Raw genomic sequence first — 26,809 nt, forward strand, 5'->3', positions numbered from 1 at the left:
CTAACAAATCCACGTGACAGTTCCCATGTTGAGCACGACTGCGCACGTCCTGATCCCGCCAGCGGCATACACCTGAGCGTCAACGGCTTATTCCAAAAACGACAGTTGCCATTCCATATCGGTATTAAATCAATAAATATCAAGCTGTTAGGCTTTCCGGTTCGCAATCGCAGGCTCTCGCGATTGGCTGCCTTCTCAACGGAGCTTCAATGAATCTGCCCCTGATTCTCAACTTACTGGTGTTCGTGGCCCTGCTGTTGGGCCTGGCACAAACCCGCCGCACGAACTGGAGCCTCGCCAAGAAGGTCCTGTTCGCTCTGGTACTGGGCGTGGCGTTCGGTGTGGCGCTGCACAGCATTTACGGTGCCGGCAACCCGGTGCTCAAGGCCTCCATCGGCTGGTTTGACCTGGTCGGCAACGGCTACGTGCAATTGCTGCAAATGATCGTGATCCCGCTGGTATTTGCCTCGATCCTCAGCGCTGTGGCGCGTCTGCATAACGCGGCGTCCCTGGGCAAGATCAGCTTCCTGACCATCGGCACGCTGCTGTTCACCACCGCGATTGCGGCGCTGATCGGTATCGGCCTGACCAACCTGTTCGGCCTCACCGCCGATGGCCTGGTGGCCGGCACCCAGGAAATGGCGCGCCTGCAAGTGATCCAGAGTGATTACGCGGGCAAGGTCGCCGACCTGAACATCCCGCAACTGCTGCTCTCGTTCGTGCCGTCGAACCCGTTCGCCGATCTGGCCCGGGCCAAGCCGACGTCGATCATCAGCGTGGTGATTTTCGCTGCATTCCTGGGGGTCGCCGCGCTGCAACTGCTCAAGGATGACGTGGAAAAAGGCCAGAAAGTGCTCAACGCCATCGACACCCTGCAAGCCTGGGTGATGCGCCTGGTGCGCCTGGTGATGAAGCTGACGCCGTACGGCGTATTGGCGCTGATGACCAAGGTGGTCGCCGGTTCCAACCTGCAAGACATCATCAAGCTCGGCAGTTTTGTGCTGGTGTCGTACCTGGCCCTGGGCTTGATGTTCGTGGTGCATGGCCTGCTGCTGTCGCTGGCCGGGATCAACCCGCTGCGGTTTTTCCGCAAGGTCTGGCCGGTGCTGACCTTCGCCTTCACCAGCCGCTCCAGCGCAGCAGCCATCCCGCTGAGCATTGAGGCGCAGACCCGCCGCCTGGGCATCCCGCAATCCATCGCCGGGTTCGCCGCCTCGTTTGGCGCGACCATCGGCCAGAACGGTTGTGCCGGTCTTTATCCTGCGATGTTGGCGGTGATGGTAGCGCCGACCGTGGGCATCAACCCGCTGGACCCGTTGTGGATTGCGACCCTGGTGGCGATTGTGACCCTGAGTTCGGCCGGTGTGGCGGGCGTGGGCGGCGGAGCGACCTTTGCCGCGCTGATCGTGCTGCCGGCCATGGGCTTGCCGGTATCACTGGTGGCGCTGCTGATTTCCGTTGAACCGCTGATCGACATGGGCCGTACGGCGCTGAACGTGAACGGCTCGATGACGGCGGGCGCGATTACGAGCCAGATCATGGGGCAGACGGATAAAACGCTGTTGAATGCCGATGAGCATGGGGAATTGGCGCAGGCCTGATAGACCGCTATCGGGGGCCCCCTCCCACATTTGGAATGCATTTCAATGTGGGAGGGGGCTTGCCCCCGATGCTTTCAGGCCCTCTCCCACACCTCAAAGTTGTAAGCCGGCTTATCCCCTTCAGGCGGATTCTCCAGATTTGAAACCAGCTTCCACTGGCTCATATCAAACGCCGGAAACCACGCATCGCCCTCAGGGCTCAGCGCCACCCGCGTCAGATACAGGCGATCCGCCTGCTCCAGCCCCTGCGCATACAACTGCGCACCGCCGATCAGCATCAGCTCATCCACGCCCTGCTCCAGCGCCCAGGCTTCAGCCCGCGCTACGGCGGCATCGAGTGACGGAAAAACTTCCGCACCTTCCAGCGCCAGGTCGGTCTGACGGCTAACCACCAGGTTCAAGCGCCCCGGCAACGGTCGGCCCAGGGAATCCCAGGTCTTGCGCCCCATGATGATCGGCTTGCCCAGGGTGGTGGCCTTGAAATATTTGAAATCCCCCGGCAAATGCCAGGGCATGCTGTTGTCGACGCCGATCACACGGTTTTCACCGAGGGCTGCGATCAGGCTTAAAGGGAGAGTTTTTTTCATGGCGACGAGAATACCAGAGCCCCGAGCCAGGGGTTATGCTCCAGGCTCACAAACACAACAGGACTACGCGTGACTCCACTGCACACACTTTGGCTGACAGAAACCGTGCGTCTGCGCGAAGAACACGCAGGCCCGCTGGAAGACCTGGAAGCCAACCGCCTGGCCCGCACGGCCGGGGGCGACCTGCCGACACGTATCCAGCAGCGCGCCTTGCACCTGGCCGAACGCGATGGGCTAGCGGCGGCCCTCACCCGCTGGCTGCAAGGTGCGCGTCTGGCGCTGGTGCTGCTGGCAATCGTCGCGGTCATCAGCGGCGCAGGGCTGGCGTTTGCTGCACTGGGCAACGGCCTGACCCCGGTGAATGTGTTCTGGGCCCTGGGCAGCCTGCTTGGCTTGAACCTGATCCTGCTGATCAGTTGGGCGTTAGGCCTGCTGTTTGCCGGTGAGCACAGTGCCAGCCTCGGGCGACTATGGTTGTGGCTCAGCGAAAAATTCGCCCGTGATGCCAAAGCCGCCCAACTGGCGCCAGCACTGTTACTGCTACTGCAACGGCAGAAACTCAATCGCTGGGCCGTAGGCGTGCTGGTCAACAGTCTATGGTTGCTGGCGTTGCTCAGCGCCATGGTGATTCTGCTTACCCTACTCGCTACCCGCCGCTACGGCTTCGTGTGGGAAACCACCATTCTCGGTGCCGACACCTTCGTCGCCGTCACCCAGGCAATCGGCACCTTGCCTGCTCTGTTGGGCTTCAATGTGCCGACCGTCGAGATGATCCGCGCCAGCGGCGACTCCGCCCTGAATATCGAAAGCGCCCGCCAAGCCTGGGCCGCCTGGCTGGTCGGCGTGCTGCTGGTGTATGGCCTGCTGCCCCGCCTGATCCTCGCATTGCTGTGCCTGTGGCGCTGGAAACGCGGGCGCACCGCCCTGCGCCTGGACCTCAACCTGCCAGGCTACAGCCAACTGCGCGAACGCCTGATGCCCAGCAGCGAACGCCTCGGCGTCAACGACGCCGCGCCCGAACAATTGCACCACGTCACCGGTGGCGTCAGTGAACTGGAAAGCGACGGCGCCCTGCTGGTGGCCATCGAACTGGACGACCAGCACCCCTGGCCGCCCAAGCTGCCGGCCCAGGTGAAAAACGCCGGCATCCTCGATAGCCGTGAGTCGCGAAACAAGCTGCTGGAACAGCTCACCCGCTTCCCGCCCGCACGCCTGGCCATCGCCTGCGACCCGCGCCGTTCGCCGGATCGCGGCAGCCTGGCGCTGATCGCCGAACTCGCGCGCAGCGCCACCGCCACCCGCGTCTGGTTGCTGCAAGCACCGCCGGGCCAGGCGCTGGATGCCGAACGCCTTGGCGATTGGCACACCGCGTTGCAACAGCTGGAGCTGCCCTTCGCCGACTGCGCGCCGCTGAACTGGCTGGAGACCGGTCATGACTAAACCGCTGAAACTCGCCGTAGTCGGCCACACCAATGTCGGCAAGACCTCGTTGCTGCGCACCCTCACGCGTGATGTTGGCTTCGGTGAAGTCTCCCATCGCCCCAGCACGACACGGCATGTGGAAGGCGCACGCCTGTCGGTGGACGGCGAAGCCTTGCTGGAGCTGTACGACACACCCGGCCTGGAAGACGCCATCGCGCTGCTCGATTACCTGGAACGCCTGGATCGCCCCGGCGAACGCCTCGATGGGCCGGCCCGCCTGACGCGCTTCCTGGAAGGCAGCGAAGCGCGCCAGCGTTTCGAACAGGAAGCCAAGGTGCTGCGCCAACTGCTGGCCTCCGATGCCGGCTTGTATGTGATCGACGCCCGCGAGCCGGTGCTGGCCAAGTACCGCGACGAGCTACAAGTGCTGGCCAGTTGCGGCAAGCCGTTGCTGCCCGTGCTCAATTTCGTCAGCAGCAGCGAGCACCGCGAGCCAGACTGGCGCGAAGCCCTGGCCCGCCTTGGCCTGCATGCGCTGGTGCGTTTTGACAGTGTCGCGCCGCCGGAAGACGGCGAGCGTCGTCTGTATGAAAGCCTGGCCCTGCTGCTGGAAAACGCACGGCCGCAATTGGAACGGCTGATCCTGGATCAGCAAGCCCAACGCCAGGCCCGCCAGCAAAGCGCCGCTCGTTTGATCGCCGAATTATTGATCGATTGCGCCGCGTGCCGGCGCAGCGTGGTCACCGAAGATGAGCAGCAAGCCATCGGCGAATTGCGCAAGGCCGTGCGCCAGCGCGAACAAAAATGCGTGGAAGCCCTGCTCAAACTGTTTGGTTTCCGCCCACAAGATGCAGCCGCCAGCGACTTGCCGTTGCTCGACGGGCGCTGGGGCGATGACCTGTTCAATCCGGAAACCCTCAAGCAACTCGGCGTGCGCGTCGGTGGCGGGATCGCTGCCGGTGCGGCGGCGGGTGCCGGGGTGGATCTGCTGGTCGGCGGGCTGACACTGGGCGCCGCCGCCCTGGCCGGCGCCATCGCCGGCGGCGCGCTGCAAACCGCGCGCAGCTATGGCAGTCGCCTGCTGGGCAAGATCAAGGGCCACCGCGAGTTGACCGTCGACGACAGCGTGCTGCGCCTGCTGGCCCTGCGCCAACGCCAGCTACTCAAGGCGCTGGACCTGCGCGGCCATGCGGCGATGCACAGCATCAAGGTCGACACGCCCCAGGACAAAACCTGGCGCGAAGGCAAGTTGCCGGACGCGCTGCACAAAGCCCGCGCCCACCCGCAATGGTCGTCGCTCAACCCCAACGCCAGGCTGAGCCAGGCCGAGCGCCAGGAGCAGGTCGAAGCCTTGGCTCAGCGGTTGGACGAATCCTGATCAACCAGTAGCTGCAGGGCCTTGGCTTTGAGCACCTCAAGGTCCAGCAGCGCTACATGCATCTCCTTGGCCTGCTCGTCCCAGTGGCGCATGCGCACACTAACTGCGCACAACGGGTCTTGCTCAAAGGCTTGGGCTTCCTCGGCGGTCATCACGCCACCCTGGTAGGCCAAGGTACGACGGCTGGCTTCGCTCAGGCGCGCGTAGTAGTCCGGCTGGCTGAAGGTCAGGTAGCGCTTGGCCTGCACGTGATACTCCACCAACGTGGCCATGCGCTCGCTGAACCCCGCCCGACGCAAATAATCCGCCCCCAGCCGTTCATGGCTGACCACGCCATAACCCCCCATGTTTTCCTCGCCCTGGCCGCAGAGATGCCCGATGTCGTGGAAAAACGCCGCCAGCACCACTTCATCATCAAAGCCTTCGGCCATGGCGAGTTGAGCGGCCTGGGACATGTGCTCTATCTGCGACACCGGCTCGCCGATGTAATCCGCCGCGCCGTACCGCTCATACAAGCCGAAGACCTCGCCGATCACCTGTTCCCGGCTCATCACGCCGGCCCCCATAACGTGCGGATATTGCGCTCGGCCATTGCCGGCCCCACGCTCATGCCCACACCGGTGTGCATCAACGCTGCACTCACGCCTGGTGCCACGCGCAGGAATGAAAACGGCCCCGGCCCCCGCGAGCCGTACACACCCTGCCAACGCTCCACCACTTGGAGCTTGCAACCGAGGGTCTGCTCGGCCAATTCGATCATCCAGTCATCGACCTGTTCGGCGTTGAACGGTGACGCATCGCTGCCGTAGTCGTGGGAATCACCGATGATCAGTTCGCCATGAGGCGTCGGGCTGATCAGCAGGTGAATACCGTGCTCATGCAGGTAAGGGGCTTCGCGCAGGATTTGTGCCTGGACTGGCGCGGCTTCGGGCAAGTCGGCGAAAGCGCCGTAATGCACGCAGCTCAAACCGGTGAGCAAGGCGTGTTGCAGGTTCAGATTCACCGCCGGCCGCGCACGGAGCATTTGCAGGCGGCAGATGCTCGGGTTGAGTTCGGCGATCGATTCGGCCAGCAGGGTTTGGTAATCGTGGCCGGAGCAGACGATGATCTGCTCGCCGCGAAAGCTCCCCGCCGTGCTGTGCAGGTGGCCTGGCTCTACATCGCGCACCAGGGTTGAAAAGTGAAACTCCACTTTCAATTCCTGAGCCAGGTAGTTGATCAGCGCCGGGATCGCCTCGCGGGAATACAGCTGCTGATCGTCCTTGCCGTGCAGCGCGGCGCGGTGATGGCGAAACTGGCCGCCATACAGGTCCTTCATCGCCGCGCCTTGCAGCAGTTCGACGTTGTAGCCGTGCTCTTGGGCGCGACCGGCGCAGAAGGCTTCCAACAAGTGCTCTTCGGCTTCGGTGCGGGCAAACAGGTACGAGCCATTGCGCTTGAGTTGCAGGCCGGCAACTTGTGCCCAGTGACCCCAGATCTCGCGGCTTTCCCGCGCCAGGTCGAGCATCGGGCCCGGTGGTTGGCCGGTGACCAGCGCCTGGCCGAAGTTGCGCACCGAAGCGCCCAACGGCGTGGCGCTGCGCTCGAACACCTTGACCTTGAGGCCGCGCTTGGCGGCCGCATAGGCGTGGGACAGGCCGAGGATGCCGGCGCCGATGATCAGTAGTTGTGTCATGAAGTGATGTCCTGTTTTCAAGGCCGCCATCGGGGGCAAGTCGAATCGTCGCACCGCCCCTCCCACATTTGATCTGGTGGGAGGGGGCTTGCCCCCGATGAGGCCATCAGCCCTAACGAAAACTTACTGAGCAGCCACCTTCTCCGACTTCCCGTCATACCGCTTGCGCCATTCCGTCAGGATGCTGTCGCGGTTCTTCGATGCCCAGCCAAAGTCATTCTTGATCAGACGCTGCTCATAGTCCGCCGGCAATTCGGTCTGCGGCTTGGCGATACCCGGCTGGGCGAGCACGGCGAAGTTGTCCTTGTACAACTCCATCGCCGCAGGGCTGGCGGAGAAATCGGCGAGTTTTTTCGCCGCATCGGCGTGGGCGCTGCCCTTGATCACGGCCGTGGCTTCGATGTCCCAGCCCAGGCCTTCTTTGGGCAGGATGATGTCCAGCGGCGCGCCCTGGCGCTTGAGCTGCACCGCCGGGTATTCAAACGAAATACCAATCGGGAATTCCCCCGAAGCGGCCAGCTTGCACGGCTTGGAACCGGAGTGAACGTACTGGCCGATGTTCTGGTGCAGGTCGTCCATGTACTGCCAGCCCTGCTTCTCGCCGAAGGTCTGCAGCCACGCGCTGACGTCCAGAAAGCCCGTGCCGGAAGACGCCGGGTTGGGCATGACGATCTTGCCCTTGTACTCGGGCTTGGTCAGGTCTTGCCAGCTCACTGGTTTGCTCAGGCCTTGTTTCTCGGCTTCGACGGTGTTGAAGCAAATCGTCGCGGCCCACACGTCCATGCCGACCCAGGCCGGTGGGTTGGCCGCGTCGCGGTAGTTCTTGCCGATCTTGTCCAGGTCCTTCGGCGCGTAGTTGTCCAGCATGCCCTGCTGATCGAGGATCGCCAGGCTGGAGGCCGCCAGGCCCCACACCACGTCGGCTTGCGGGCGGTCTTTCTCGGCCAGCAGCTTGGCGGTGATGATGCCGGTGGAGTCGCGGACCCACTTGATCTCAACGTCAGGGTTGGCTTGCTCGAAGGCCTTTTTGTAGGTTTTCAACTGCTCGGCTTCGAGGGCCGTGTACACGGTCAGCTCGGTCTTGGCGAAGGCATTCAGGCTGAATGCAGTGAGTACGGCAGCGACCAGCGCCAGGGGCTTGAACATGGAACACCTCCTTCAGGGATTATTGGCCGGGCGCGGTCTGGCGCCAGGCTTGGGAGCGGCGCAACGCGCCACGTGAGGCCCACGCCAGCAGCAGCGAGACGCTGGCCGAGGTGAACAGGATCAAGGTCGACATGGCCGCCGCGCCGCCCACGTTGCCGGCGTCGTCCATGTTCAGCACGGCGACGGCGGCGAGAATGGTGTCGGGGCTGTAGAGGAAGATCGCGGCGGACACAGTGGTCATCGCCGAGACAAACAGGTAGCGCACGATGTCCAGCAACGCCGGCAGGCAGATCGGCACCGTGACGCGCAGGTAATGACGGTACAGCGGCGCCTTGAGCGACAGCGCAGCGGCTTCAAACTCAGCGTCCAACTGGCGCAGCGCGGTGGTGGCAGTCATCTGTGCAGTGGTCAGATAGTGCGCAATGGTGCACACCACCAGCAGGGTCATGGAGCCGTAGAACACATGCAGCGGGTTGCCGTTGAGGTTGAAGAAAAACACGTAGCCCAGGCCCAGCACCAAGCCCGGCACGGCCATCGGCACAAAGCTGAGCAGGCGCAGCGCCAGGTTCAAACCCTTCTGGCCTTTGGTTTTTTCCATCAGGTAGGCGCCGGTGAAGATCAGCACACTGCCGATCAGTGCCGTGCACAGGGCCATGGCCAGGCTGTTGCGATAGGCCAGCCAGCCGCCACCCGCCGTGTCTTCAAACTGATAGTGATTGAGCGACAGCGACAGGTTGTACGGCCAGAATTTCACCAGCGAGGAATACACCGCCATGCCGAACACCAGCAGCAACACGGCGCAGATCAATAGGACGATGGCCAGGTAGCAGCCATCCCTTAGCCGTGATGGCGCCGGCTGGAACACCTGGGCGCGGCCGCTCATGGAATCGCCATGACGCCGGCGCAACCAGGCATCCACGCCAAAGCTGAACAGCGCCGGCAGCAACAGCACCATACCGATCAACGCGCCGCGTCCGAACTGTTGCTGGCCGACCACCGCTTTGTAGGCTTCCAGCGCCAGCACCTGATAATCACCGCCAACCACCACGGGCACACCGAAGTCGGTGATGGTCAGGGTGAACACCAGACATAACGCGGCGAACACCGCCTGGCGCGTAGCGGGCCAGGTGATGCTGCGAAATGCCCGGGCGGGGCTGGCGCCCATGCTGGAGGCCGCGTCGAACAGCCGCGCATCGGCCAAGGAGAGCGCCGACAGCAGAATCATCAGCGCATGTGGGAAGGTGTAGATCACCTCCCCCAGAACAATCCCCCAGAACCCGTAGATATTCTCCGAGAGCAGCCCGCGCAACATGCCCTGGTTGCCGAACAGGTAAACCAACGCAATCCCCGGCAGCATCGAAGGCGCCATCAGCGGCAGCAGCGACAGGCCACGCCAGATCGCTTTGCCCGGAATCAACGTGCGTTGCAGGGCGTAGGCAAACAGATAGGCCAGCGGTACGACAATCGCCGCAACGCTGAGAGAGACTTTCAGGCTATTGCCCAGCAGCCAATGGAAGTTGGCGCTGGTGAGCAATTCCCGCGCAGCCACCAGCCCGCCACCTTGCCCGGCCTCGCTGCTAAAGCCACGCCAGAAGATCGCCAGCAATGGCATCAACACCGCTAAGCCGAGTAAAAGCAGCCATAGCAGTTTGCCGCCGAGCACGAAGAAGCGGTCGCCGATTTCGGCACGGGATATCTGACGCGGCAGGGTCATAACAGCGGCCATCTCAGGCAAACACCTGCAGGCTGCGTGGTGGCAAGGCCACCCAGATATCCTGGGCGCCCAGGCGCGGCATGGCTTCGGGGGCCAGTTCGGCCAGCAGCGGATGGCCGGGCAACTGCTCCAGCTCAAAGCTCATGCGGCAGCGGTTGCCGAGAAAAGTGATCTCGCGGACCTTGGCCGGGAACAGGTTTTCCTCGTGCACTGGCGGATTGACGCTGATGGCTTCCGGGCGACAGAACAGGCGACCGGACCTGGCCGCGCCGGCATCGTCGGCCAGGCGCATGTTCATCCCGCCGACCTGGGCATGGCTCACGCTGTTACGGCTGAAGGGCAGCCAATTGCCCTGGCCGACAAACTCCGCCACGAACGGCGTGGCCGGGCGGTCGTAAATCTCCTGGGGCGTGGCGTATTGCTCGACCTTGCCGTTGTTCATCACGGCAATGCGGTCGGCCATCAACATGGCTTCGTCCTGGTTGTGGGTGACCATCAATGTGGTAATGCCCAGGCGTCGTTGCAGTTGGCGCAACTCGGTGCACAGGTGCTCGCGTACGCGGGCGTCGAGGGCGGACATGGGTTCGTCCAGCAGCAGCAACGAAGGCGCCGGCGCCAAGGCACGGGCCAGGGCCACGCGCTGCTGTTGGCCGCCGGAGAGCTGGCCGGGGTATTTCTTCTCGCTGCCCACCAGACCGACCAGTTCGAGCATCTGCCCAACACGCTGGCGCACTTCATCACGGCCGCTGCCGGTGAGGCCGTAGCCGATGTTCGCTTCGATGGTCAGGTTGGGAAACAGCGCGTAGGACTGGAACAAAATGCCGTAGTCCCGTGCCTGGGGCGGCAGCAGGGAAACGTCACGATCACCCAGGTAAAGTTCACCACTGTCCTGACGCTCCAGGCCGGCGATGCAACGCAGCAGGGTGGTCTTGCCGCAGCCGGACGGACCCAGCAGGCACACCAGCTCACCAGCGGCGACGTCCAGGGACACGTGGTCCAACGCGGTAAAGGCGCCGAAGCGTTTCTGGATACCGCGCACCTTCATGGGCGCGCCGGGTTGGGTCAGGGCTGTGTGCATGGTGGCACCTCATCGAACGGATGAAGGCCATGCTAGGAGGGCAATGCGTCGCTCGTGTGGCAGGAAGGCAAAACGTGGCGATAGTGGTATTGGTGGATTTGGGTAGGGGTCATATAGGTGTGGTGTCTGGACTACTGCTATTGGGGGGCAAGCCCCCGATGAGGCCCTGAAAGCCACCAAAAAATCTCAGATCGGCGACATTTCCTGCGCCAACCCCAGAAACGCCGCCGGCAGCCGCGCGCCTTTGCGCTCCTTGAGGCAGTACAAATACTCCGGAATCTGCGGCGCATTTTCGATGGTCAGTACCCGCAGTTGCGGGTCATGGGGCACTTCCTGGCGGGCGATGATGCTGATGCCGATATTGCGCAGCACTGCCTCCCGGATGGACTCGCGGCTGCCGATTTCCAACAGCGGGCCGTAACTTACGCCGGCGCCTTGGAGCATTTCTTCCGTCAGCCTGCGTGTAGTGGAGCCCGCTTCTCGCATCAACAAGGTGTGCCCGGCCAGGGCGGTCAGTGGCACATGATCAAGCTTGGCCAAGGGATGATTGCGATGCACCGCCAGCACCAGGGGGTCGGTGCCGAGCACGCGGCGGATCAAGCGCGGGTCTTCCAGCAACTGGGAGGAAGCGGCCACGTCGACACGGTACTCATCCAATGCTTCAAGCACCTGCTGGGAGTTGCCGATGTCCACTGACACTTCCACATGGGGCAAGCGTTCGCGAAAGGCTTTGACCAGATCGAGGATGTAATACGGCGCCGTCGCAGCTATGCGCAAGGCGCCCTGGAGTTGGCCGCTGTTGCGCAGGAAGAACTCGATGTCCGCTTCCTGTTGCAACAGCGCCTTGACCATCGGCAGCAACCGCGCGCCATCGTCGCTGACCGTGAGGCGGCGGCCACCGCGATAGAACAGCTCCACGCCATACTGGCTTTCCAGGTTGCGGATCTGGGTGGTCACGGTGGGCTGGCTCAGGCCGAGTTTTTTCGCCGCCTGGGTAATGCTGCCCAGGCGGGCGACCATAAAAAACGCCTTCAGCTCAGCACTCAGCACACCGCCCTCTCATCGTTTATTTGCGCAGCAGGCGCAGGCCATTGAACACCACCAGCAGGCTCACGCCCATATCCGCGAACACCGCCATCCACATGGTGGCCATGCCCAGGAAGGTGACTGCGAGGAAGATCGCCTTGATCACCAGCGCCAGGGCGATGTTCTGCTTGAGGATACTCGACGTTTGCCGCGACAAACGAATGAATGCCGGGATCTTGCGCAAATCATCGTCCATCAGCGCCACGTCGGCGGTCTCGATGGCGGTGTCGGTGCCGGCAGCGGCCATGGCGAAACCGATCTCGGCGCGAGCCAGCGCCGGAGCGTCGTTGATGCCGTCACCGACCATGCCCACCCGACGACCTTGACCATAAAGCGCTTCGATGGCCTGCAATTTGTCGGTGGGCAGCAGATCGCCCTGGGCCTGGTCGATGCCCACCTGGGCCGCAATCGCCTGAGCGGTGTGGGTGTTGTCGCCGGTGAGCATCAGGGTCTTGATGCCCAAATCGTGCAGTTGCTGGATGGCTTCGCGGCTGCTGTCCTTGACCGTATCGGCCACGGCGAACAGTGCCAGGGGGCCGGATTTGTCGAGCAGCAACACCACGGACTTGCCCTGCTTCTCCAGGGCGAAGAGTTTCTCTTCCAGCTCGGGCGAACACAGGCCGAGGTCTTCCACCAGGCGGTGGTTGCCCAAGTGGTAGGTCTCACCGTTGATGTCGCCGCGCACACCACGACCGGCCAGGGCTGCGAAGTTATCCACAACATGCGTCGGCAGCTTTTTATCCACAGCCGCATTGGCGATTGCCAGGGACACCGGGTGGTCGGAACGCCCGGCCAAACTGGCAGCCAGGGCCGGTGCGCTGTCCGCAACGTTGGGGAACAACGCCAGGTAATCGGTTTGCACCGGTTTGCCGTGGGTGATCGTGCCGGTCTTGTCCAGCGCCAGGTAGTCGAGTTTGTAACCGCCCTCCAGGTACACGCCGCCCTTGATCAGTATGCCTTTGCGCGCCGCCGCCGCCAGGCCGCTGACGATGGTCACCGGGGTCGAGATCACCAATGCGCAGGGGCAGGCGACCACCAGCAGCACCAGGGCGCGGTAGATCCAGTCGAACCACAGGCCGGCCATGAACAGCGGCGGAATAATCGCCACGCCCAAGGCAAACAGAAAGACGGCCGGGGTGTAGATCTTCGAAAAACTATCAACGAAACGCTGGGTCGGCGCCCGTGAACCTTGCGCCTGCTCGACGGCGTGGATGATCCGCGCCAGCGTGGAGTTATTGGCCGCTGCCGTGACGCTGTATTCCAGGGAGCCCGCCTGGTTGATGGTGCCGGCGAAGACTTTATCGCCCACGGTTTTTTCAATCGGCAGGCTTTCCCCGGTGATCGGTGCCTGGTCGATGGTGGATTGGCCAGCGGTGACTTCACCGTCCAGGCCAATGCGCTCGCCGGGCTTAACCCGCACGATGGCGCCCAATTCGATGCTTTTGACTTCCTGTTCAACCCAGCTTCCATCCGCCTGCTGCACCGTGGCCTGTTCCGGGGCCATTTGCATCAAGCCGCTGATGGCATTGCGCGCACGGTCCAGGGACTTGGCTTCAATCAACTCGGCCACGGTGAACAGGAACATCACCATGGCGGCTTCCGGCCACTGGCCGATCAGAATCGCGCCGGTCACAGCGATGCTCATCAAGGCGTTGATGTTCAGGTTGAGGTTTTTCAGGGCGATCCAGCCCTTTTTATAGGTAGTGAGGCCACCGCTGAAGATCGACACCAGCGCCACGATGGCTATCACCCAGGTCGGGGCCGCATTCGTGAAGTGCAGCACTTCGGCGCCCAACGCGCCGACGCCGGACAAGGCCAGCGGCCACCAGTGTTTCCTGGCAGGCGGCTCGGCGGCGGGGGTGCCCTCCTCGATCGGATCGGCCTGCATGCCCAGGGACTTGATGGCATCAATGATCGGCGCAGTGCTAGGCAGGTCGTGGGTGACGCCAAGGATGCGGTTGATCAGGTTGAATTCCAGTTGCTGCACACCGGCGAGCTTGCCCAGTTTGTTCTGGATCAGCGTTTGCTCGGTGGGACAGTCCATGGCTTCGATGCGGAAGGTGCTCAGGCGCGAGCCCGCAGTGGGCGCTTCACTCAACGTGACCACGGCAGGTGCTGCCTTGCTTGCACAGCAGGAGCCAGCATGGTTGTGCACTGGCGTCAGTTTCTGGGGACCATGGTCATGATCATGGTCGTGTTTATGCGGGGTGTGGATGGAATCGCTCATTCTGTCGCGTCCGTAAAGGTGCCTGTTGCCAAGTAAAGACCCTGTAGCCACTATAGGGTCAAGCACCCATTTGGAGATTGCTGCGATGAAGATCGGCGAATTGGCCAAACTGACCGACTGTCAGGTGGAAACCATCCGTTATTACGAGAAAGAAGGCCTGCTGCCGCCCCCGGCGCGCACCGACGCCAACTACCGGGTGTACACCCAGGCGCATACCGAGCGGCTGATCTTTATCCGCAATTGCCGCAGCCTCGACATGACCCTCGAAGAAATTCGCAGCCTGCTGGGTCTACGGGACAGTCCTCAGGACCAGTGTGAAAGTGTGAATGCGTTGATCGACGAGCATATCCACCATGTGAAAGCGCGGATCGATGGGTTGTTGGCATTGCAGGTGCAGTTGCTGGACTTGCGCCAGCGCTGCGGCGGCGGGCCGGAGTGTGGGATTTTGCAGCGGCTGGAGGTCAGCGGGAGTGTTGCGGCCAGCGAGGCTGAGCACTCACATGTGGGCAGAAGCCACGGCCATTAACTCAAGCAAACACAGTTCAAATGTGGGAGGGGGCTTGCCCCCGATGACAGAGTTTCAGCCAACCAATATTTAGCTGATCCACCGCTATCGGGGGCAAGCCCCCTCCCACACAAAAGCCCACATCTGAAGACGAAGGTGGGCTCTAGATAGCCACGTCGGCCTTGATGCTTGGGTCGGCGTCGTAACCCACAATCTCGAAGTCTTCGAACTTGTAGTCGTAGATCGACGCAGGCTTACGCTTGATCACCAACTCCGGCAGCTTCTTCGGCGTACGCGCCAGCTGAGTGCGGATTTGTTCCATATGGTTGCTATAGGCATGGGTATCGCCAGTGGTGACGATGATCTCATGAGGGATCAAGTCGCACTGTTGGGCCAGCATGTGGGTCAGCAGCGCCAGCGCAGCAGTGTTGTACGGCAGGCCGAGGAATACGTCGGAGCTGCGGATGTACAACTGCATCGACAGATGGCCGTCATGCACGAATGCCTGGTACAGCAGGTGGCACGGTGGCAGGGCTTGTTTGCCGTTGCGCGCGTTTTCCTGGGGGCTCTTGGTTTCGTCGGGCAGGTACTCGACGTTCCAGCCGTGGAACAGGATGCGGCGGCTGTTGGGGTTGGTCTTGAGCGTGTGGACCATGTAGTCGATCTGGTTGATCGTGCCACCGTCCTTGGTTGGCCAGGCGGTCCATTGCTCGCCGTAGACCGGGCCCAGGTCGCCGTCTTCGGTGGCCCATTCGTCCCAGATCTTCACGCCGTTTTCGTTGAGCCACTTGATGTTGGTGTTGCCGCTCAACATCCAGATCAGCTCATTGGCGATGCTTTTGAAGTGAAGCTTCTTGGTGGTCAGCAGCGGGAAGCCGTCGGCCAAGTTATGCCGATACTGACGGGCGAACACAGCCTTGGTGCCGGTGCCGGTGCGATCGCCCTTGGTCAGGCCATTGGTCACGACGTCGTTCAGTAGTTCGAGATATTGCTTCATGTAAGTACCCGTATCGTTGAAGCCGGGGCCCGCGCGCAGGCCCCGGCATTCGAATTTAAAGCGCAGCGTTCTTCAGCGGCTGCGGGCGATTGTACGCCCACCACAGCAGGCCGAGGCCGACCAGGATCATTGGAACACTGAGCACCTGGCCCATGGTCAACCAGCCCCATGCCAGGTAGCCCAACTGCGCATCCGGCACGCGCACGAATTCGACGATGAAACGGAAGATCCCGTAAAACAGCGCGAACATGCCGGAAACGGCCATGGTTGGGCGGGGTTTACGCGAGAAAATGTACAAAATGAGGAACAGTGCCACGCCTTCCAGCGCGAACTGGTACAGCTGCGACGGGTGACGCGGCAGTTGCGCAGGATCGCTGAACGGCGGGAACACCATGGCCCACGGCACGTCGGTCGGCTTGCCCCACAGCTCAGCGTTGATGAAGTTACCGATGCGCCCGGCGCCCAGGCCGATCGGCACCAGCGGCGCGACGAAGTCCATCAGTTGGAAGAATGACTTGCCATTGCGCCGGCCAAACCACCAGGCGGCGATCATCACGCCGATAAACCCACCGTGGAACGCCATGCCGCCCTTCCACACTTCGAAAATCAGTGTCGGGTTGGCGAGGTAGGCGGACAGATCGTAGAACAGCACATACCCAAGACGCCCGCCCACGATGACCCCCATCGACAGCCAGAAGACCATATCGGAGAGTTTTTCCTTGGTCCAGGTCGGGTCGAAACGGTTCAGGCGCCGGGAGGCCAGCAGCCAGGCGCCGCCGATGCCGATCAGGTACATCAACCCGTACCAGTGGATTTTCAGCGGACCGATGGCCAGGGCCACCGGGTCGATCTGCGGGTAAGGCAGCATTGCGACTCCTCGTTAAATCATGCGTTATGGCGACCGGACCATGCCCGGACGCGATTAAGTCTGCGTTACAGTAAAAAATTCAAACCCACGCAAAACAGCAGGCCGGCGAACAACCGCTTGAGCAAGCGCGGCGACAACCGATGCGCCAGGCGTGCGCCGAAGCGGGCAAACACCATGCTGGTCAGGGCAATGCCCAGCAGCGCCGGCAAATACACGAACCCTAGACTATGCGCGGGCAGCAGCGGGTCATGCCAGCCCAGAATCATGAAACTTAATGCACTGGCCAAGGCAATCGGCAGGCCACAGGCCGAAGATGTGGCCACCGCCTGCTGCATCGGCACGCTGCGCCAGGTCAGGAACGGCACGGTCAGCGAGCCGCCACCAATCCCGAATATCGCCGACGCCCAGCCAATCACCGTGCCTGCCAGCGTCAGGCCGACTTTACCGGGCACCGTCCGGCTGGCCTTGGGCTTGACCTCCAGGGCCAGTTGTACGGCGATGATCAGCGCGAACACGCCAATGATCTTCTGCAAATGCGGGCCGGAAATCGCCTCGGCAGTCAGTGCGCCAAAACCAGCTCCGATGAGGATGCCAACGGTCATCCACACAAAAATCGGCCAACGCACCGCGCCACGTCGGTGGTGCTCACGCACGGCATTGACCGAGGTAAAGATGATCGTTGCCAGGGACGTGCCCACGGCCAGGTGCGTCAACACCTGCGGGTCGAAGCCCTGCAAGGTGAAGCTGAACACCAGCACCGGCACGATAATGATCCCGCCGCCCACGCCAAACAGCCCGGCGAGCACGCCCGCGCAGGCGCCCAGCAGCAAATACAGCAGAAATTCCATGGGAGCCCCCGAAGCAAGTCCGGCATGTTAACGGATGGAAGGCATGCGGCCCAACTGGATACGATGGAACACCGCTGCTGGTGTGGGTACAGTGGCAAAAAAACACAAAAGGGAATCGCCTGATGTGCCTGATTGTTTTCGCCTGGCGGCCGGGCCACGCCCAACCGCTGATCGTCGCGGCCAACCGTGACGAGTTCTACGCCCGCCCCAGCCTGCGGCTGGCCCAGTGGTCGGATGTGCCCGAAGTCTATGCCGGTCGCGATCAGGAAGCGGGCGGTACCTGGCTTGGAGTGAACGCCGATGGGCGATTTGCGGCCCTGACCAATATCCGGGATCCCCACCAGCCGCCGGCACGTAAGTCACGCGGGGAGGTGGTGGCGCAGTTTCTCAGTGGTTCGCTGCCCATTGATCAGTATTTGGCCGACGTTAATGGCCGTTCGATTGAATATGCCGGGTTTAACCTGCTGGTGGGCACGCGGGATGAGCTGTGGCATTACAACGCCAACCAGACCAGGCCCACACGATTGGAGGCTGGCGTGTACGGCTTATCCAACGCCGGCCTGGATACGCCGTGGCCAAAGTTGCTCAAAGCCAAGAAGGCGTTGAGCGCGGTATTGGATGATCCACAGCCGGAAGCCTTGTTGGGGATTTTGAGTGATCCTCAAACGGCGCCGTTTGCAGACCTGCCAGATACCGGCGTGGGCCTGGCGACGGAAAGTCTTTTATCCAGCGTGTTTATTGCCAGCCCAAGTTATGGGACGCGGGCGAGTACGGCGCTGATTGTAAATGCCAACGGGACGCGGCGGATGGTGGAGCGTAGTTTTGGGCCGCATGGTGGCCGACTTGGCGAGGTCGAACTGAGGATTTAGCGGTGCTTGAGCGAGCGCTATCGCGGGCAAGCCCGGCTCCCACAGTTGAAATGCATTCCAATGTGGGAGCTGGCTTGCCTGCGAAAAAGGCGACTCGGTCTAGAGGGTTTTAGCGGAGGCCGGGTTGATCATCCGCGTCAGCCCCAGGTTCTTCAGCGCCAACTGCAGCGAGCTGTGGATAACTTGCGGGTTGTCGATAGTCATCAACTCGGCCAGCAGATCCTTGGCCATGCTCAGCTCAACCTGGCGCAACATCCACTTGACCTTCGGCAAGTTGGTGGCGTTCATCGACAGGCTGTCAAAGCCCATCGCCATCAACAGCACGGCCGCCGCCGGGTCACCGGCCATTTCACCGCAGATGCTCACCGGCTTGCCTTCGGCATGGGCGTCGCGCACCACGTGTTGCAGCGCTTGCAGCACCGCCGGGTGCAGGTAGTCGTAGAGGTCGGCCACCCGTGGGTTGTTGCGGTCCACGGCCAGCAGGTATTGGGTCAGGTCGTTGGAACCCACCGACAGGAAGTCCACCTGCCGCGCCAGCTCTTTGGCCTGGTACACCGCTGCCGGGATTTCGATCATCACACCAATCGGCGGCATCGGTACGTCGGCGCCCTCGTCGCGCACTTCGCCCCAGGCACGGTGGATCAGGTGCAACGCCTCTTCCAGCTCATGGGTACCGGAGATCATCGGCAACAGGATGCGCAGGTTGTTCAGGCCTTCGCTGGCCTTGAGCATGGCGCGGGTCTGTACCAGGAAAATTTCCGGATGGTCGAGGGTCACGCGAATGCCGCGCCAGCCGAGGAAGGGGTTGTCTTCCTTGATCGGGAAATACGACAGTGACTTGTCGCCGCCGATGTCCAGGCTGCGCATGGTCACCGGCAACGGGTGAAAGGCTTGCAGTTGCTCGCGGTAGATCGCCAGCTGCTCCTTCTCACTCGGGAAACGCTGGTTGATCATGAACGGCACTTCGGTGCGGTACAGCCCTACGCCTTCGGCGCCTCGCTGTTGCGCACGGGCCACGTCAGCCAGCAGGCCGGTATTGACCAGCAGCGGTACGCGGTGACCATCGGTGGTCACGCACGGCAGCTCGCGCAATGAATCCAGGCCCAGGGCCAGTTGTTTCTCTTCTTCCACCACTTCGGCGTATTGCTTGCGCAGCACGTCGCTGGGGTTGGTGAAGACTTCACCGCGATGGCCATCGACGATCATGTCGATGCCGTCGACCTTGGAATACGGCAGGTCCACCAGGCCCATCACTGTCGGGATGCCCATGGCCCGAGCCAGGATCGCGACGTGGGAGTTACCCGAACCGAGTACCGAGACCAGGCCCACCAGTTTGCCTTCCGGCACTTCGCCGAGCATGGTGGCGGTCAGTTCTTCACTGATCAGGATGGTGTTGTCGGGGTAGACCAGGTTGGTGGTGCGGTCTTCCTGCAGGTAAGCCAGCAGACGGCGACCGAGGTCGCGCACGTCCGAGGCGCGCTCGCGCAGGTAGGCGTCGTCCATCAATTCGAAACGGTTGACGTGATCGGTGACCACCTGACGCAGGGCGCCCTGGGCCCATTGGCCGGTCTTGATCACGGTTTTGACTTCGTTCCCGAGGGACGCGTCGTCGAGCATCATCTGGTACACGTCAAACAACGCACGCTCTTCGGGGCGCAGTTGAGTGGCCAGCTTGGTCGACAGGTTGCGCATGTCGGCGCGCACGCCTTCCAGGGCGGTCTTGAACAGTTTGATTTCGGCGTCGATGTCGTTGACGGTCTTGTCCGGCACTACATCGAGGTCGGCCGGTGGCAGCATGACCACCGCCGTACCGACGGCAGCACCCGGCGAACCCGGCACGCCGACGAACTTGGCTTCCTGGATGCCCTTGCCCTGACGGCCCAGGCCGCGAATCGAGCCCGTGGCCTCGGCGTGGGCAATAACCCCGGCGAGCTGCGCGCTCATGGTCACGAGGAAGGCTTCTTCACCTTCGTCGAACTGGCGGCGTTCTTTCTGCTGGATGACCAACACGCCGACAACGCGGCGGTGGTGAATGATCGGTGCGCCGAGGAATGACGCGTAGCGCTCTTCGCCGGTTTCGGCAAAGTAACGATAACGCGGGTGATCGGCCGCGTTTTCAAGGTTCAGGGGTTCTTCACGCGTCCCCACCAGGCCCACCAGACCTTCATTGGGCGCCATGCTGACCTTGCCGATAGAGCGCTTGTTCAAGCCCTCCGTGGCCATCAGCACAAAACGGTTGGTCTCTGGGTCCAGCAGGTAAACCGAGCAGACCTGGCTGCCCATGGCTTCCTTGACGCGCAACACAATAATCCCCAACGCCGCCTTGAGATCCTTGGCGGAGTTAACTTCCTGGACGATCTTGCGCAGCGTATTGAGCATGGCTCGGGGTCGAACTCCGTCGTCAGTCGCGCGCTAAAAGGCGCGGGGCAAGCTCTTTGAGAGCGCGACGATAAACCTCGCGCTTGAATGTCACCACCTGGCCCAGCGGGTACCAATAGCTGACCCAGCGCCAGCCATCAAACTCCGGCTTACCGGTCAAATCCATCCGCACCCGCTGCTCGTCGGAGATCAGGCGCAGGAGAAACCATTTCTGCTTCTGGCCGATACACAGCGGTTGGCTGTGAGTACGCACCAGGCGCTGCGGCAGACGATAGCGCAACCAGCCGCGGGTACAGGCCAGAATTTGCACATCTTCGCGCTCAAGGCCGACTTCTTCATTCAACTCACGGTACAAGGCGTCTTCAGGGGTTTCGTCGGGGTTGATTCCGCCTTGAGGAAACTGCCAGGCATCTTGGTTGATTCGGCGAGCCCATAGCACCTGTCCGGCATCATTCGTAAGAATAATCCCGACATTAGGACGGAAACCATCGGGGTCGATCACGGCAACAACCTCGCAAACGCATGTCGCCGCATTGTTCCACAAAGGTTGTTCCAGCGGCAACGAGGCTTCTTACCTTATGTGCACTCTTGTGAAAAGACCGTATTCTGGACGCCTTTTTACAGACTTTTCAGCGAGTAACTGCAATGCGCCTGGCTTTATTCGACTTGGACAACACCCTTCTTGGCGGTGACAGCGACCACGCCTGGGGCGATTACCTGTGCGAACGCGGGATTCTCGACGCCGTAGCCTATAAGGCTCGCAACGACGAGTTCTATCAGGATTATCTGGCCGGCAAGCTGGATAACGCCGCCTACCTGAACTTTTGCCTGGAAATCCTCGGCCGCACCGAGATGGCCCAACTGGATGAGTGGCACAACGACTATATGCGCGACTGCATCGAGCCGATCATGCTGCCACTGGCCGTGGAACTGCTGGCCAAGCACCGTGCCGCCGGTGACAAACTGGTGATCATCACCGCCACCAACCGATTCGTCACCGCGCCCATTGCTGCACGCCTGGGCGTCGAGACGCTGATTGCGACCGAGTGCGAGATGGAAAACGGCCGCTACACCGGGCGCAGCACCGATGTGCCGTGCTTTCGTGAAGGCAAGGTGACACGCTTGAATCGTTGGCTGGAAGAGACGGGGTATAGCCTGCAAGACAGCTATTTCTATAGCGACTCGATGAATGACCTGCCGCTGCTGGAGCAGGTTACCCACCCGGTAGCGGTGGATCCGGACCCGAACTTGCGCGCCGAAGCCGAGAAGCGCGGGTGGCCGGTGATTACGCTGCGCAGCTGATGGCCCTATCGGGGGCAAGCCCCCTCCCACACTTGATTTGTGAACACAGTCAAATGTGGGAGGGGGCTTGCCCCCGATAAGGTCGACAAGCTCTCAAGCCTTAAACCGGCTTGGCACCCATCAACCCCGCAATCGCCACAAACCCCACAAGGCTGACCACCGCCAGCACCAGGGTGAAATTCAGACTACCTCCCTCCCCCTTACGCAGGCGATTAAGCCGCGCCACCAGCCAGAACCACGCCAGCGCCGCCACGGTATAGAGAATGCTGGAGCCCAGAATCCAGGTCTGCCCCAACGGCCAGCCAGTCAGGTGCACCAGCCACCAGCCCGTAAACGGCATGCTCACCACGCAAATGCCCATCAGCAACCACACGAACGCCCACGGGCGCTGCACGGTCACCGCCGCGCCGGCGCTGCGTTTACGCCACGCCAGCAACGCCAGGCCGAGGCCGCTGAGCAACAACACCACGGTGGCTGCAATGTGGATAACTTTCAGGGTGATCAGGGTTTCCATGTTTCGTATTCCTTAGAGGCCGCCCCCAATCAGCGTAGTCGCTCAACCGAGGAACAGTTTATAGGCCGGGTTATCGCTTTCATCCCAGTACGGGTAGCCAATGGCTTCGAGGGCCGCCGGCACCAGGTGACGCTCGCTCGCCGGCACTTGCAGGCCGGCGACCACACGGCCGTCCGCCGCGCCGTGGTTGCGATAGTGGAACATCGAGATGTTCCAGCGCCCGCCTAATTTGTTAAGAAAGTTGAACAGCGCCCCCGGACGCTCCGGGAATTCGAAACGGAACACCACTTCATTGCTGACGTGGGCAGCATGCCCTCCGACCATATGGCGGATGTGCAGCTTGGCCAGTTCGTTCTCGGTCAAGTCCAGCACCGGGAAGCCCTGTTCGGTGAGGCTGGCGATCAGCGCACTGCGCGGGTCGGTTTCCGGGTGCGTTTGCACGCCAACGAAGATGTGCGCCTCGCTGCCGGAGTGGTAGCGGTAGTTGAATTCGGTGATCTGGCGCTTGCCCACGGCCTCGCAGAACGCCTTGAAGCTGCCCGGTTGCTCGGGAATGGTCACGGCGATGATGGCTTCGCGGCCTTCACCCAGTTCGGCGCGCTCGGCCACGTGGCGCAGGCGGTCGAAGTTGACGTTGGCCCCGGAGTCGATGGCGACGAAGGTCTGGCCACTGACACCACGGGTCTCGACGTACTTCTTGATGCCCGCCACGCCCAACGCGCCTGCCGGCTCGGTAATGGAACGGGTGTCGTCGTAGATATCCTTGATCGCCGCACAGATTTCATCGGTGCTCACGGTAATCACTTCGTCGACATAGTCTTTGCAGATATCAAAGGTGTGCTGGCCGATCTGTGCCACCGCAACGCCGTCGGCAAAGATCCCGACCGTCGGCAACACCACGCGCTCACCCGCCGCCATGGCGGCTTGCAGGCAGTTGGAGTCATCCGGCTCGACGCCGATGATCTTGATTTCCGGTCGCAGGTATTTCACATACGCCGCGATGCCTGCGATCAGGCCACCACCGCCCACCGGGACGAAAATCGCATCCAGCGGGCCTGGATGCTGGCGCAGAATTTCCATCGCCACGGTGCCCTGCCCGGCAATGGTGTGCGGATCATCGTAGGGGTGAATGTAGACGTAGCCTTTTTCGTCGACCAGTTTCAGCGAGTAGGCCAGCGCTTCCGGGAAGGAGTCGCCGTGCAGCACCACTTTGCCGCCGCGAGAGCGCACGCCTTCGACTTTGATTTCAGGGGTGGTCTTGGGCATCACAATCGTGGCCTTGACCCCCAGCACCTTGGCCGCCAGGGCCAGGCCTTGCGCATGGTTGCCCGCCGACGCCGTCACCACGCCTCGCGCACGCTCTTCGGCGCTCAGTTGCGTCAGCTTGTTATAAGCGCCGCGAATCTTGAACGAGAACACCGGCTGCAAATCCTCGCGCTTGAGCCAGACCTTGTTACCCAGGCGCTCGGAGAGCTGGCGGGCGGTCTGCAGCGGGGTTTCTACGGCAACGTCGTAAACGCGCGAGGTGAGGATCTTTTTGACGTACTGTTCAAGCATCGGCGGGAATCACTGAGCAGGTTGGGCAGGGCCAAGGAGTCTAACCCAGCGTTTGGGCGGGCGACCACACGAATCCCGAGGTTTTGTTGGGTTATACTCGCGCCCCTCTTTACTCCCCGCCCGTTCCGGAGCCCGCATGACCCAGGATCAACTCAAACAGGCAGTGGCCCAGGCCGCCGTCGATTTAATCCTTCCTAAACTCGACGACAAAAGCATCGTCGGTGTCGGCACCGGCTCCACTGCCAACTGCTTTATCGACGCACTGGCCCAGCACAAAGGCGCGTTCGACGGCGCCGTGGCCAGCTCCGAAGCCACCGCCGCACGCCTGAAGGGCCATGGCATTCCAGTGTACGAGCTCAACACCGTGAGCGACCTGGAGTTCTACGTCGACGGCGCCGATGAGAGCGACGAGCACCTGAACCTGATCAAGGGCGGCGGCGCAGCCCTGACCCGCGAGAAGATCGTCGCGGCCGTGGCCAAGACCTTTATCTGCATCGCCGACGCCAGCAAGCTGGTGCCAGTCCTCGGCGCGTTCCCGCTGCCAGTGGAAGTGATCCCGATGGCCCGCAGCCACGTAGCCCGCGAGCTGGTGAAACTGGGCGGCGACCCGGTGTACCGCGAAGGCGTGTTGACCGACAACGGCAACATCATCCTCGACGTGTTCAATATGCAGATCACCAACCCGGTGGAGCTGGAAACCCAGATCAATGCGATTGTCGGCGTGGTCACCAACGGCCTGTTCGCGGCGCGTCCGGCGGATGTGCTGCTGCTCGGCACCCCGGAAGGCGTCAAAACCCTCAAGGCCTGATGCAAAACCAAATGTGGGAGAGGGCTTGCCCTAATGCCAGTCAGTTAAGGGCGAACACCGTACCTGTGGCGAGGGAGCTTGCTCCCGCTGGGCTGCGAAGCGGCCCCAAAAATGGGACTGCTGCGCAGTCCAACGGGAGCAAGCTCCCTCGCCACAGGTTACTTTTTGCCCTTTTATCTCTTAACTGACCGGCATTAGGGCTTGCCCCCTCCCACATTGGTTTGGCGGTGTTTTCAGGGACTGGGTTTCTTGAACACGTAGAACAGGTTCGGCTCGCTGACCAGATACAACGTACCTTCGTCATCCATGGCGATCCCTTCGGCCTGAGGCACACGCTTTTTCAGGCCGTGACGGCCGTTGAGCAGAGAAAGACTGCTCAACGGGCGACCGTCGATATCCAGCTCCAATACCAAAAACGACTCATCCGACAGTGCCAGCAGGTGGCCGCTGCGCTCGTCGTATTGCAGGCTCGACAGGTCACGCACAAACAGCCCGGCGTCGCGCTTGGGGTTGTTGATCACGTGCACCGAGTAGGTTTTTTCCGGCTTGAAATGGGGAAAACCGTGGACCTCGTAGATCAGCATCGGGTCGCGCTCCTTGGCCACGAACAGGCGCTTGCCCACCGAGTCATAGGCCAAGCCCTCAAACCCCTTGTTGCCACCCACGTGCAGGCCAAGAGTCATCTGCTCCGCATCGGCGGCATCGAGGAACTGGGTCTCGTCGTCCACATGCACCTTGATCAAGCGCTGCTGGCGTTCGTCGGTGATGACATAGATGTTGCCGCTGATAAATTCCACGGCTTCGGCATCGCCGAACCCCACCAAAGGGATGCGCCGCAGGATCTTGCCGTCCAAAGACAACTCGATCAGTTCGGCATTTTGATTGGTGACGGTAAACAGGCTTTTGCGCACCGGATCATAGGTGAGGGCCGAGACATCGTCGTCCAGCCCCTCAATGACCCGGGCCTCCAGCGTTACCCGGTATTCGGCCAGGCCAATGGAGCGCTCATCGGCGGGTTGGCGCCACACCTGCCAGTTGAACCAGGCGCGCTCGAACAGGCGAAAGTGCTGCCCAGCGACTCCGGCGCAGATCAGGGCGATCAGCGCCAGGAGAAACAGAACGGGTTTGGGGCGGGCAAGTCGGCGCATTGGGCGGGCTCAAAATCAAAAGTGGCGAATGAATATCACGCCTGTCTGAATTTAAACTTAAACGCGCCCGGATGTCTGGCGAATGCCGCAGATAGAGAAATATCCGACGTAACTGGCCGTCTATCTCTGCCTTTCGAAACGATAGAACAGGTTCGGCTCACTGACCATGTACAGCGTGCCATCCTCATCCATGGTCACCCCTTCCGCCCGGGGAATGGTTTTGCCCAGGCCATTGAAGCCGCCCAGCAAGGTCATGAAGCTGACCTGTTCGCCCTTCTCGTCCAACTCCAGCAACAGGTGGGAATCGGCCGAAAGCACCAGGAGGTGGCCGGTGCGCGGGTCGACAGCCAACGCCGAAAGGTTGCGCATATCCAGTTCTTTGCTGGCGAGTTTTTGCTTGTCGCCAACCAGAGTCTGGCTGCCGTCGCTTTTCCAGGTGAACAACGCCGGCGGGCGCTCCTCGCCCAGTACAAGCTGCTGGCCTAGCTTGTCCCAGGTGATCGCCTCAAAGGCTTTGTTCTGGTCTTTGGAGGGGCCAAGGTCATAACTCTGGAAATCAGCTTTGTTCAGTTGCTGGGTGGAGGCATCGACCTTGACGATGGTCAGGCTGTGGTCGCGCTCATCGACCACCGCCAGCAGGCCATTTTCCATGACCGTAACACCTTCCGGATTGCTCCAGCCGTTAAGCGGCATCTTGCGCAGTACATCGCCTTGCAGGCTCAACTCAACGAGGAAAGGGTTTTTTCCCATGACGGAAAACAGGGTTTTGGTCTGCGGGCTGTAGGAGACGTCCGAGGCCTCGTCCTTCTCCATGCCTGGCAAGACTTTCGCGTCGATGACGGCGTGGTAGTCCGGCAACCACACACTTTCATTGCGCTCAGCCGATGTTTCAAAGCGCTCCGACACCCACAGCATGCCGCGATCGTCCCAATGCATGGCCCAGGCAACGCCATAAACGATGACGCCTGCCAAAAACAGCCAGGAATACCAGCGCAGGGCAAAACGAGAACGCGGCTTGGGTGTGGCGGAAGGCAGGGACACGGCCATGGGGCGCTTTTTCCGGAAAGTCAGCGTTAGGGGATAGCACAAGGCCAAGGATT

Annotated in this window: 24 protein-coding genes; 7 read left to right on the top strand and 17 right to left on the bottom strand. The window is 61.8% G+C overall.

The features are described 5' to 3' along the window. Positions 1 to 209: 209 nt before the first annotated feature. On the top strand, positions 210 to 1,601 hold the full coding sequence (locus tag AB3G88_RS26870) for an L-cystine transporter (RefSeq protein ID WP_480452431.1): 1,392 nt from the start codon (positions 210 to 212) through the stop codon (positions 1,599 to 1,601). A 74-nt stretch (positions 1,602 to 1,675) separates the two neighbouring features. Here the strand turns inward: AB3G88_RS26870 and AB3G88_RS26875 are convergent, their stop codons facing one another. Continuing rightward, positions 1,676 to 2,188: a dihydrofolate reductase gene (locus AB3G88_RS26875; protein WP_112192686.1), complete on the bottom strand. Its 513-nt coding sequence runs from the start codon at positions 2,186 to 2,188 to the stop codon at positions 1,676 to 1,678. A gap of 69 nt (positions 2,189 to 2,257) precedes the next feature. Here AB3G88_RS26875 and AB3G88_RS26880 point away from each other — a divergent pair, with 69 nt between their 5' ends. Beyond that, complete coding sequence (locus AB3G88_RS26880; RefSeq protein WP_480452434.1) at positions 2,258 to 3,628, top strand: DUF2868 domain-containing protein; 1,371 nt, start codon at positions 2,258 to 2,260, stop codon at positions 3,626 to 3,628. Continuing rightward, positions 3,621 to 4,988, top strand: a complete 1,368-nt coding sequence (locus AB3G88_RS26885; RefSeq protein WP_112192688.1) for a DUF3482 domain-containing protein — start codon at positions 3,621 to 3,623, stop codon at positions 4,986 to 4,988. Before AB3G88_RS26880 ends, AB3G88_RS26885 begins: the two co-directional genes overlap by 8 nt. Here the strand turns inward: AB3G88_RS26885 and AB3G88_RS26890 are convergent. The 7 genes from AB3G88_RS26890 to AB3G88_RS26920 all read right to left on the bottom strand — a co-directional run bounded on the left by AB3G88_RS26890 (position 4,967) and on the right by AB3G88_RS26920 (position 13,914). Continuing rightward, positions 4,967 to 5,539 carry a phosphonate degradation HD-domain oxygenase gene (locus AB3G88_RS26890; RefSeq protein WP_480452437.1) on the bottom strand — a complete coding sequence of 191 codons (573 nt, stop codon included), beginning with the start codon at positions 5,537 to 5,539 and terminating at the stop codon, positions 4,967 to 4,969. The genes AB3G88_RS26885 and AB3G88_RS26890 overlap by 22 nt on opposite strands. Further along, positions 5,539 to 6,663: a TIGR03364 family FAD-dependent oxidoreductase gene (locus AB3G88_RS26895; protein WP_480452439.1), complete on the bottom strand. Its 1,125-nt coding sequence runs from the start codon at positions 6,661 to 6,663 to the stop codon at positions 5,539 to 5,541. The genes AB3G88_RS26890 and AB3G88_RS26895 overlap by 1 nt, the downstream gene beginning before the upstream one ends. A 123-nt stretch (positions 6,664 to 6,786) precedes the next feature. Then, positions 6,787 to 7,809 (bottom strand): putative 2-aminoethylphosphonate ABC transporter substrate-binding protein, encoded by a 1,023-nt coding sequence (locus AB3G88_RS26900; RefSeq protein WP_099585879.1) that lies wholly within the window; start codon positions 7,807 to 7,809, stop codon positions 6,787 to 6,789. 19 nt (positions 7,810 to 7,828) lie between these two features. Continuing rightward, positions 7,829 to 9,535 (bottom strand): putative 2-aminoethylphosphonate ABC transporter permease subunit, encoded by a 1,707-nt coding sequence (locus tag AB3G88_RS26905; RefSeq protein WP_480452441.1) that lies wholly within the window; start codon positions 9,533 to 9,535, stop codon positions 7,829 to 7,831. A 1-nt stretch (position 9,536) separates the two neighbouring features. Beyond that, positions 9,537 to 10,601 (bottom strand): putative 2-aminoethylphosphonate ABC transporter ATP-binding protein, encoded by a 1,065-nt coding sequence (locus AB3G88_RS26910; protein WP_099585881.1) that lies wholly within the window; start codon positions 10,599 to 10,601, stop codon positions 9,537 to 9,539. 186 nt (positions 10,602 to 10,787) lie between these two features. Then, positions 10,788 to 11,651: a LysR family transcriptional regulator gene (locus AB3G88_RS26915; protein WP_032884193.1), complete on the bottom strand. Its 864-nt coding sequence runs from the start codon at positions 11,649 to 11,651 to the stop codon at positions 10,788 to 10,790. Between the two features lie 16 nt (positions 11,652 to 11,667). Continuing rightward, positions 11,668 to 13,914, bottom strand: a complete 2,247-nt coding sequence (locus AB3G88_RS26920) for a heavy metal translocating P-type ATPase (protein WP_480452443.1) — start codon at positions 13,912 to 13,914, stop codon at positions 11,668 to 11,670. An 85-nt stretch (positions 13,915 to 13,999) separates the two neighbouring features. Between AB3G88_RS26920 and cadR the strand changes: the two genes are divergently transcribed. Beyond that, a complete protein-coding gene (gene cadR / locus AB3G88_RS26925) occupies positions 14,000 to 14,440 on the top strand; it encodes a Cd(II)/Pb(II)-responsive transcriptional regulator (RefSeq protein WP_099585884.1) in 441 nt (146 codons plus the stop codon). A 142-nt stretch (positions 14,441 to 14,582) separates the two neighbouring features. Here the strand turns inward: cadR and AB3G88_RS26930 are convergent, their stop codons facing one another. The 3 genes from AB3G88_RS26930 to AB3G88_RS26940 all read right to left on the bottom strand — a co-directional run bounded on the left by AB3G88_RS26930 (position 14,583) and on the right by AB3G88_RS26940 (position 17,132). After that, positions 14,583 to 15,416, bottom strand: coding sequence for a thymidylate synthase (locus AB3G88_RS26930; protein WP_015886389.1), 834 nt, complete (start codon positions 15,414 to 15,416; stop codon positions 14,583 to 14,585). Positions 15,417 to 15,471: 55 nt separating this feature from the next. Next, positions 15,472 to 16,284 (bottom strand): prolipoprotein diacylglyceryl transferase, encoded by an 813-nt coding sequence (lgt, locus tag AB3G88_RS26935; protein ID WP_099585886.1) that lies wholly within the window; start codon positions 16,282 to 16,284, stop codon positions 15,472 to 15,474. Between the two features lie 65 nt (positions 16,285 to 16,349). Next, the gene (locus AB3G88_RS26940) at positions 16,350 to 17,132 is read right to left on the bottom strand and encodes a sulfite exporter TauE/SafE family protein (protein ID WP_032884198.1); all 783 of its coding nucleotides are present in this window, start codon (positions 17,130 to 17,132) and stop codon (positions 16,350 to 16,352) included. A 122-nt stretch (positions 17,133 to 17,254) separates the two neighbouring features. Here AB3G88_RS26940 and AB3G88_RS26945 point away from each other — a divergent pair, with 122 nt between their 5' ends. Continuing rightward, positions 17,255 to 18,001, top strand: a complete 747-nt coding sequence (locus tag AB3G88_RS26945) for an NRDE family protein (RefSeq protein WP_400527508.1) — start codon at positions 17,255 to 17,257, stop codon at positions 17,999 to 18,001. Between the two features lie 99 nt (positions 18,002 to 18,100). Here the strand turns inward: AB3G88_RS26945 and ptsP are convergent, their stop codons facing one another. Both ptsP and AB3G88_RS26955 read right to left on the bottom strand, forming a co-directional pair. Continuing rightward, positions 18,101 to 20,380, bottom strand: coding sequence for a phosphoenolpyruvate--protein phosphotransferase (ptsP, locus tag AB3G88_RS26950; RefSeq protein WP_032884201.1), 2,280 nt, complete (start codon positions 20,378 to 20,380; stop codon positions 18,101 to 18,103). 22 nt (positions 20,381 to 20,402) lie between these two features. Then, positions 20,403 to 20,882, bottom strand: coding sequence for an RNA pyrophosphohydrolase (locus tag AB3G88_RS26955; RefSeq protein ID WP_049713461.1), 480 nt, complete (start codon positions 20,880 to 20,882; stop codon positions 20,403 to 20,405). A gap of 143 nt (positions 20,883 to 21,025) precedes the next feature. Between AB3G88_RS26955 and AB3G88_RS26960 the strand changes: the two genes are divergently transcribed. Next, positions 21,026 to 21,682 carry a histidinol-phosphatase gene (locus AB3G88_RS26960; protein WP_112192693.1) on the top strand — a complete coding sequence of 219 codons (657 nt, stop codon included), beginning with the start codon at positions 21,026 to 21,028 and terminating at the stop codon, positions 21,680 to 21,682. 100 nt (positions 21,683 to 21,782) lie between these two features. On the opposite strand, the gene AB3G88_RS26965 is transcribed toward AB3G88_RS26960, so the two are convergent. After that, entirely contained in the window at positions 21,783 to 22,196 is a 414-nt protein-coding gene (locus tag AB3G88_RS26965) for a DUF2269 family protein (RefSeq protein WP_099585889.1), read from the bottom strand. Between the two features lie 42 nt (positions 22,197 to 22,238). Next, complete coding sequence (gene ilvA, locus AB3G88_RS26970; protein WP_099585890.1) at positions 22,239 to 23,753, bottom strand: threonine ammonia-lyase, biosynthetic; 1,515 nt, start codon at positions 23,751 to 23,753, stop codon at positions 22,239 to 22,241. Between the two features lie 136 nt (positions 23,754 to 23,889). Here ilvA and rpiA point away from each other — a divergent pair, with 136 nt between their 5' ends. After that, positions 23,890 to 24,561, top strand: coding sequence for a ribose-5-phosphate isomerase RpiA (gene rpiA, locus AB3G88_RS26975; RefSeq protein ID WP_099585891.1), 672 nt, complete (start codon positions 23,890 to 23,892; stop codon positions 24,559 to 24,561). A gap of 233 nt (positions 24,562 to 24,794) precedes the next feature. On the opposite strand, the gene AB3G88_RS26980 is transcribed toward rpiA, so the two are convergent. Continuing rightward, entirely contained in the window at positions 24,795 to 25,709 is a 915-nt protein-coding gene (locus AB3G88_RS26980) for an SdiA-regulated domain-containing protein (protein WP_480452448.1), read from the bottom strand. Between the two features lie 120 nt (positions 25,710 to 25,829). Continuing rightward, positions 25,830 to 26,756: an SdiA-regulated domain-containing protein gene (locus tag AB3G88_RS26985; RefSeq protein ID WP_480452450.1), complete on the bottom strand. Its 927-nt coding sequence runs from the start codon at positions 26,754 to 26,756 to the stop codon at positions 25,830 to 25,832. Positions 26,757 to 26,809 lie beyond the last annotated feature (53 nt).

This window comes from Pseudomonas arvensis, from assembly GCF_056688935.1.

What these genes read in the sequence shown, in the direction of transcription:
- AB3G88_RS26870 (WP_480452431.1), top strand. Translation starts at nt 210, where the DNA reads ATGAATCTGCCCCTGATTCTCAACTTACTGGTGTTCGTGGCCCTGCTG.
- AB3G88_RS26875 (WP_112192686.1), bottom strand. Translation starts at nt 2,188, where the DNA reads ATGAAAAAAACTCTCCCTTTAAGCCTGATCGCAGCCCTCGGTGAAAAC.
- AB3G88_RS26885 (WP_112192688.1), top strand. Translation starts at nt 3,621, where the DNA reads ATGACTAAACCGCTGAAACTCGCCGTAGTCGGCCACACCAATGTCGGC.
- AB3G88_RS26890 (WP_480452437.1), bottom strand. Translation starts at nt 5,539, where the DNA reads ATGAGCCGGGAACAGGTGATCGGCGAGGTCTTCGGCTTGTATGAGCGG.
- AB3G88_RS26895 (WP_480452439.1), bottom strand. Translation starts at nt 6,663, where the DNA reads ATGACACAACTACTGATCATCGGCGCCGGCATCCTCGGCCTGTCCCAC.
- AB3G88_RS26900 (WP_099585879.1), bottom strand. Translation starts at nt 7,809, where the DNA reads ATGTTCAAGCCCCTGGCGCTGGTCGCTGCCGTACTCACTGCATTCAGC.
- AB3G88_RS26905 (WP_480452441.1), bottom strand. Translation starts at nt 9,535, where the DNA reads ATGGCCGCTGTTATGACCCTGCCGCGTCAGATATCCCGTGCCGAAATC.
- AB3G88_RS26910 (WP_099585881.1), bottom strand. Translation starts at nt 10,601, where the DNA reads ATGCACACAGCCCTGACCCAACCCGGCGCGCCCATGAAGGTGCGCGGT.
- AB3G88_RS26920 (WP_480452443.1), bottom strand. Translation starts at nt 13,914, where the DNA reads ATGAGCGATTCCATCCACACCCCGCATAAACACGACCATGATCATGAC.
- cadR (WP_099585884.1), top strand. Translation starts at nt 14,000, where the DNA reads ATGAAGATCGGCGAATTGGCCAAACTGACCGACTGTCAGGTGGAAACC.
- AB3G88_RS26930 (WP_015886389.1), bottom strand. Translation starts at nt 15,416, where the DNA reads ATGAAGCAATATCTCGAACTACTGAACGACGTCGTGACCAATGGCCTG.
- lgt (WP_099585886.1), bottom strand. Translation starts at nt 16,284, where the DNA reads ATGCTGCCTTACCCGCAGATCGACCCGGTGGCCCTGGCCATCGGTCCG.
- AB3G88_RS26940 (WP_032884198.1), bottom strand. Translation starts at nt 17,132, where the DNA reads ATGGAATTTCTGCTGTATTTGCTGCTGGGCGCCTGCGCGGGCGTGCTC.
- AB3G88_RS26945 (WP_400527508.1), top strand. Translation starts at nt 17,255, where the DNA reads ATGTGCCTGATTGTTTTCGCCTGGCGGCCGGGCCACGCCCAACCGCTG.
- ptsP (WP_032884201.1), bottom strand. Translation starts at nt 20,380, where the DNA reads ATGCTCAATACGCTGCGCAAGATCGTCCAGGAAGTTAACTCCGCCAAG.
- AB3G88_RS26960 (WP_112192693.1), top strand. Translation starts at nt 21,026, where the DNA reads ATGCGCCTGGCTTTATTCGACTTGGACAACACCCTTCTTGGCGGTGAC.
- AB3G88_RS26965 (WP_099585889.1), bottom strand. Translation starts at nt 22,196, where the DNA reads ATGGAAACCCTGATCACCCTGAAAGTTATCCACATTGCAGCCACCGTG.
- ilvA (WP_099585890.1), bottom strand. Translation starts at nt 23,753, where the DNA reads ATGCTTGAACAGTACGTCAAAAAGATCCTCACCTCGCGCGTTTACGAC.
- rpiA (WP_099585891.1), top strand. Translation starts at nt 23,890, where the DNA reads ATGACCCAGGATCAACTCAAACAGGCAGTGGCCCAGGCCGCCGTCGAT.
- AB3G88_RS26980 (WP_480452448.1), bottom strand. Translation starts at nt 25,709, where the DNA reads ATGCGCCGACTTGCCCGCCCCAAACCCGTTCTGTTTCTCCTGGCGCTG.
- AB3G88_RS26985 (WP_480452450.1), bottom strand. Translation starts at nt 26,756, where the DNA reads ATGGCCGTGTCCCTGCCTTCCGCCACACCCAAGCCGCGTTCTCGTTTT.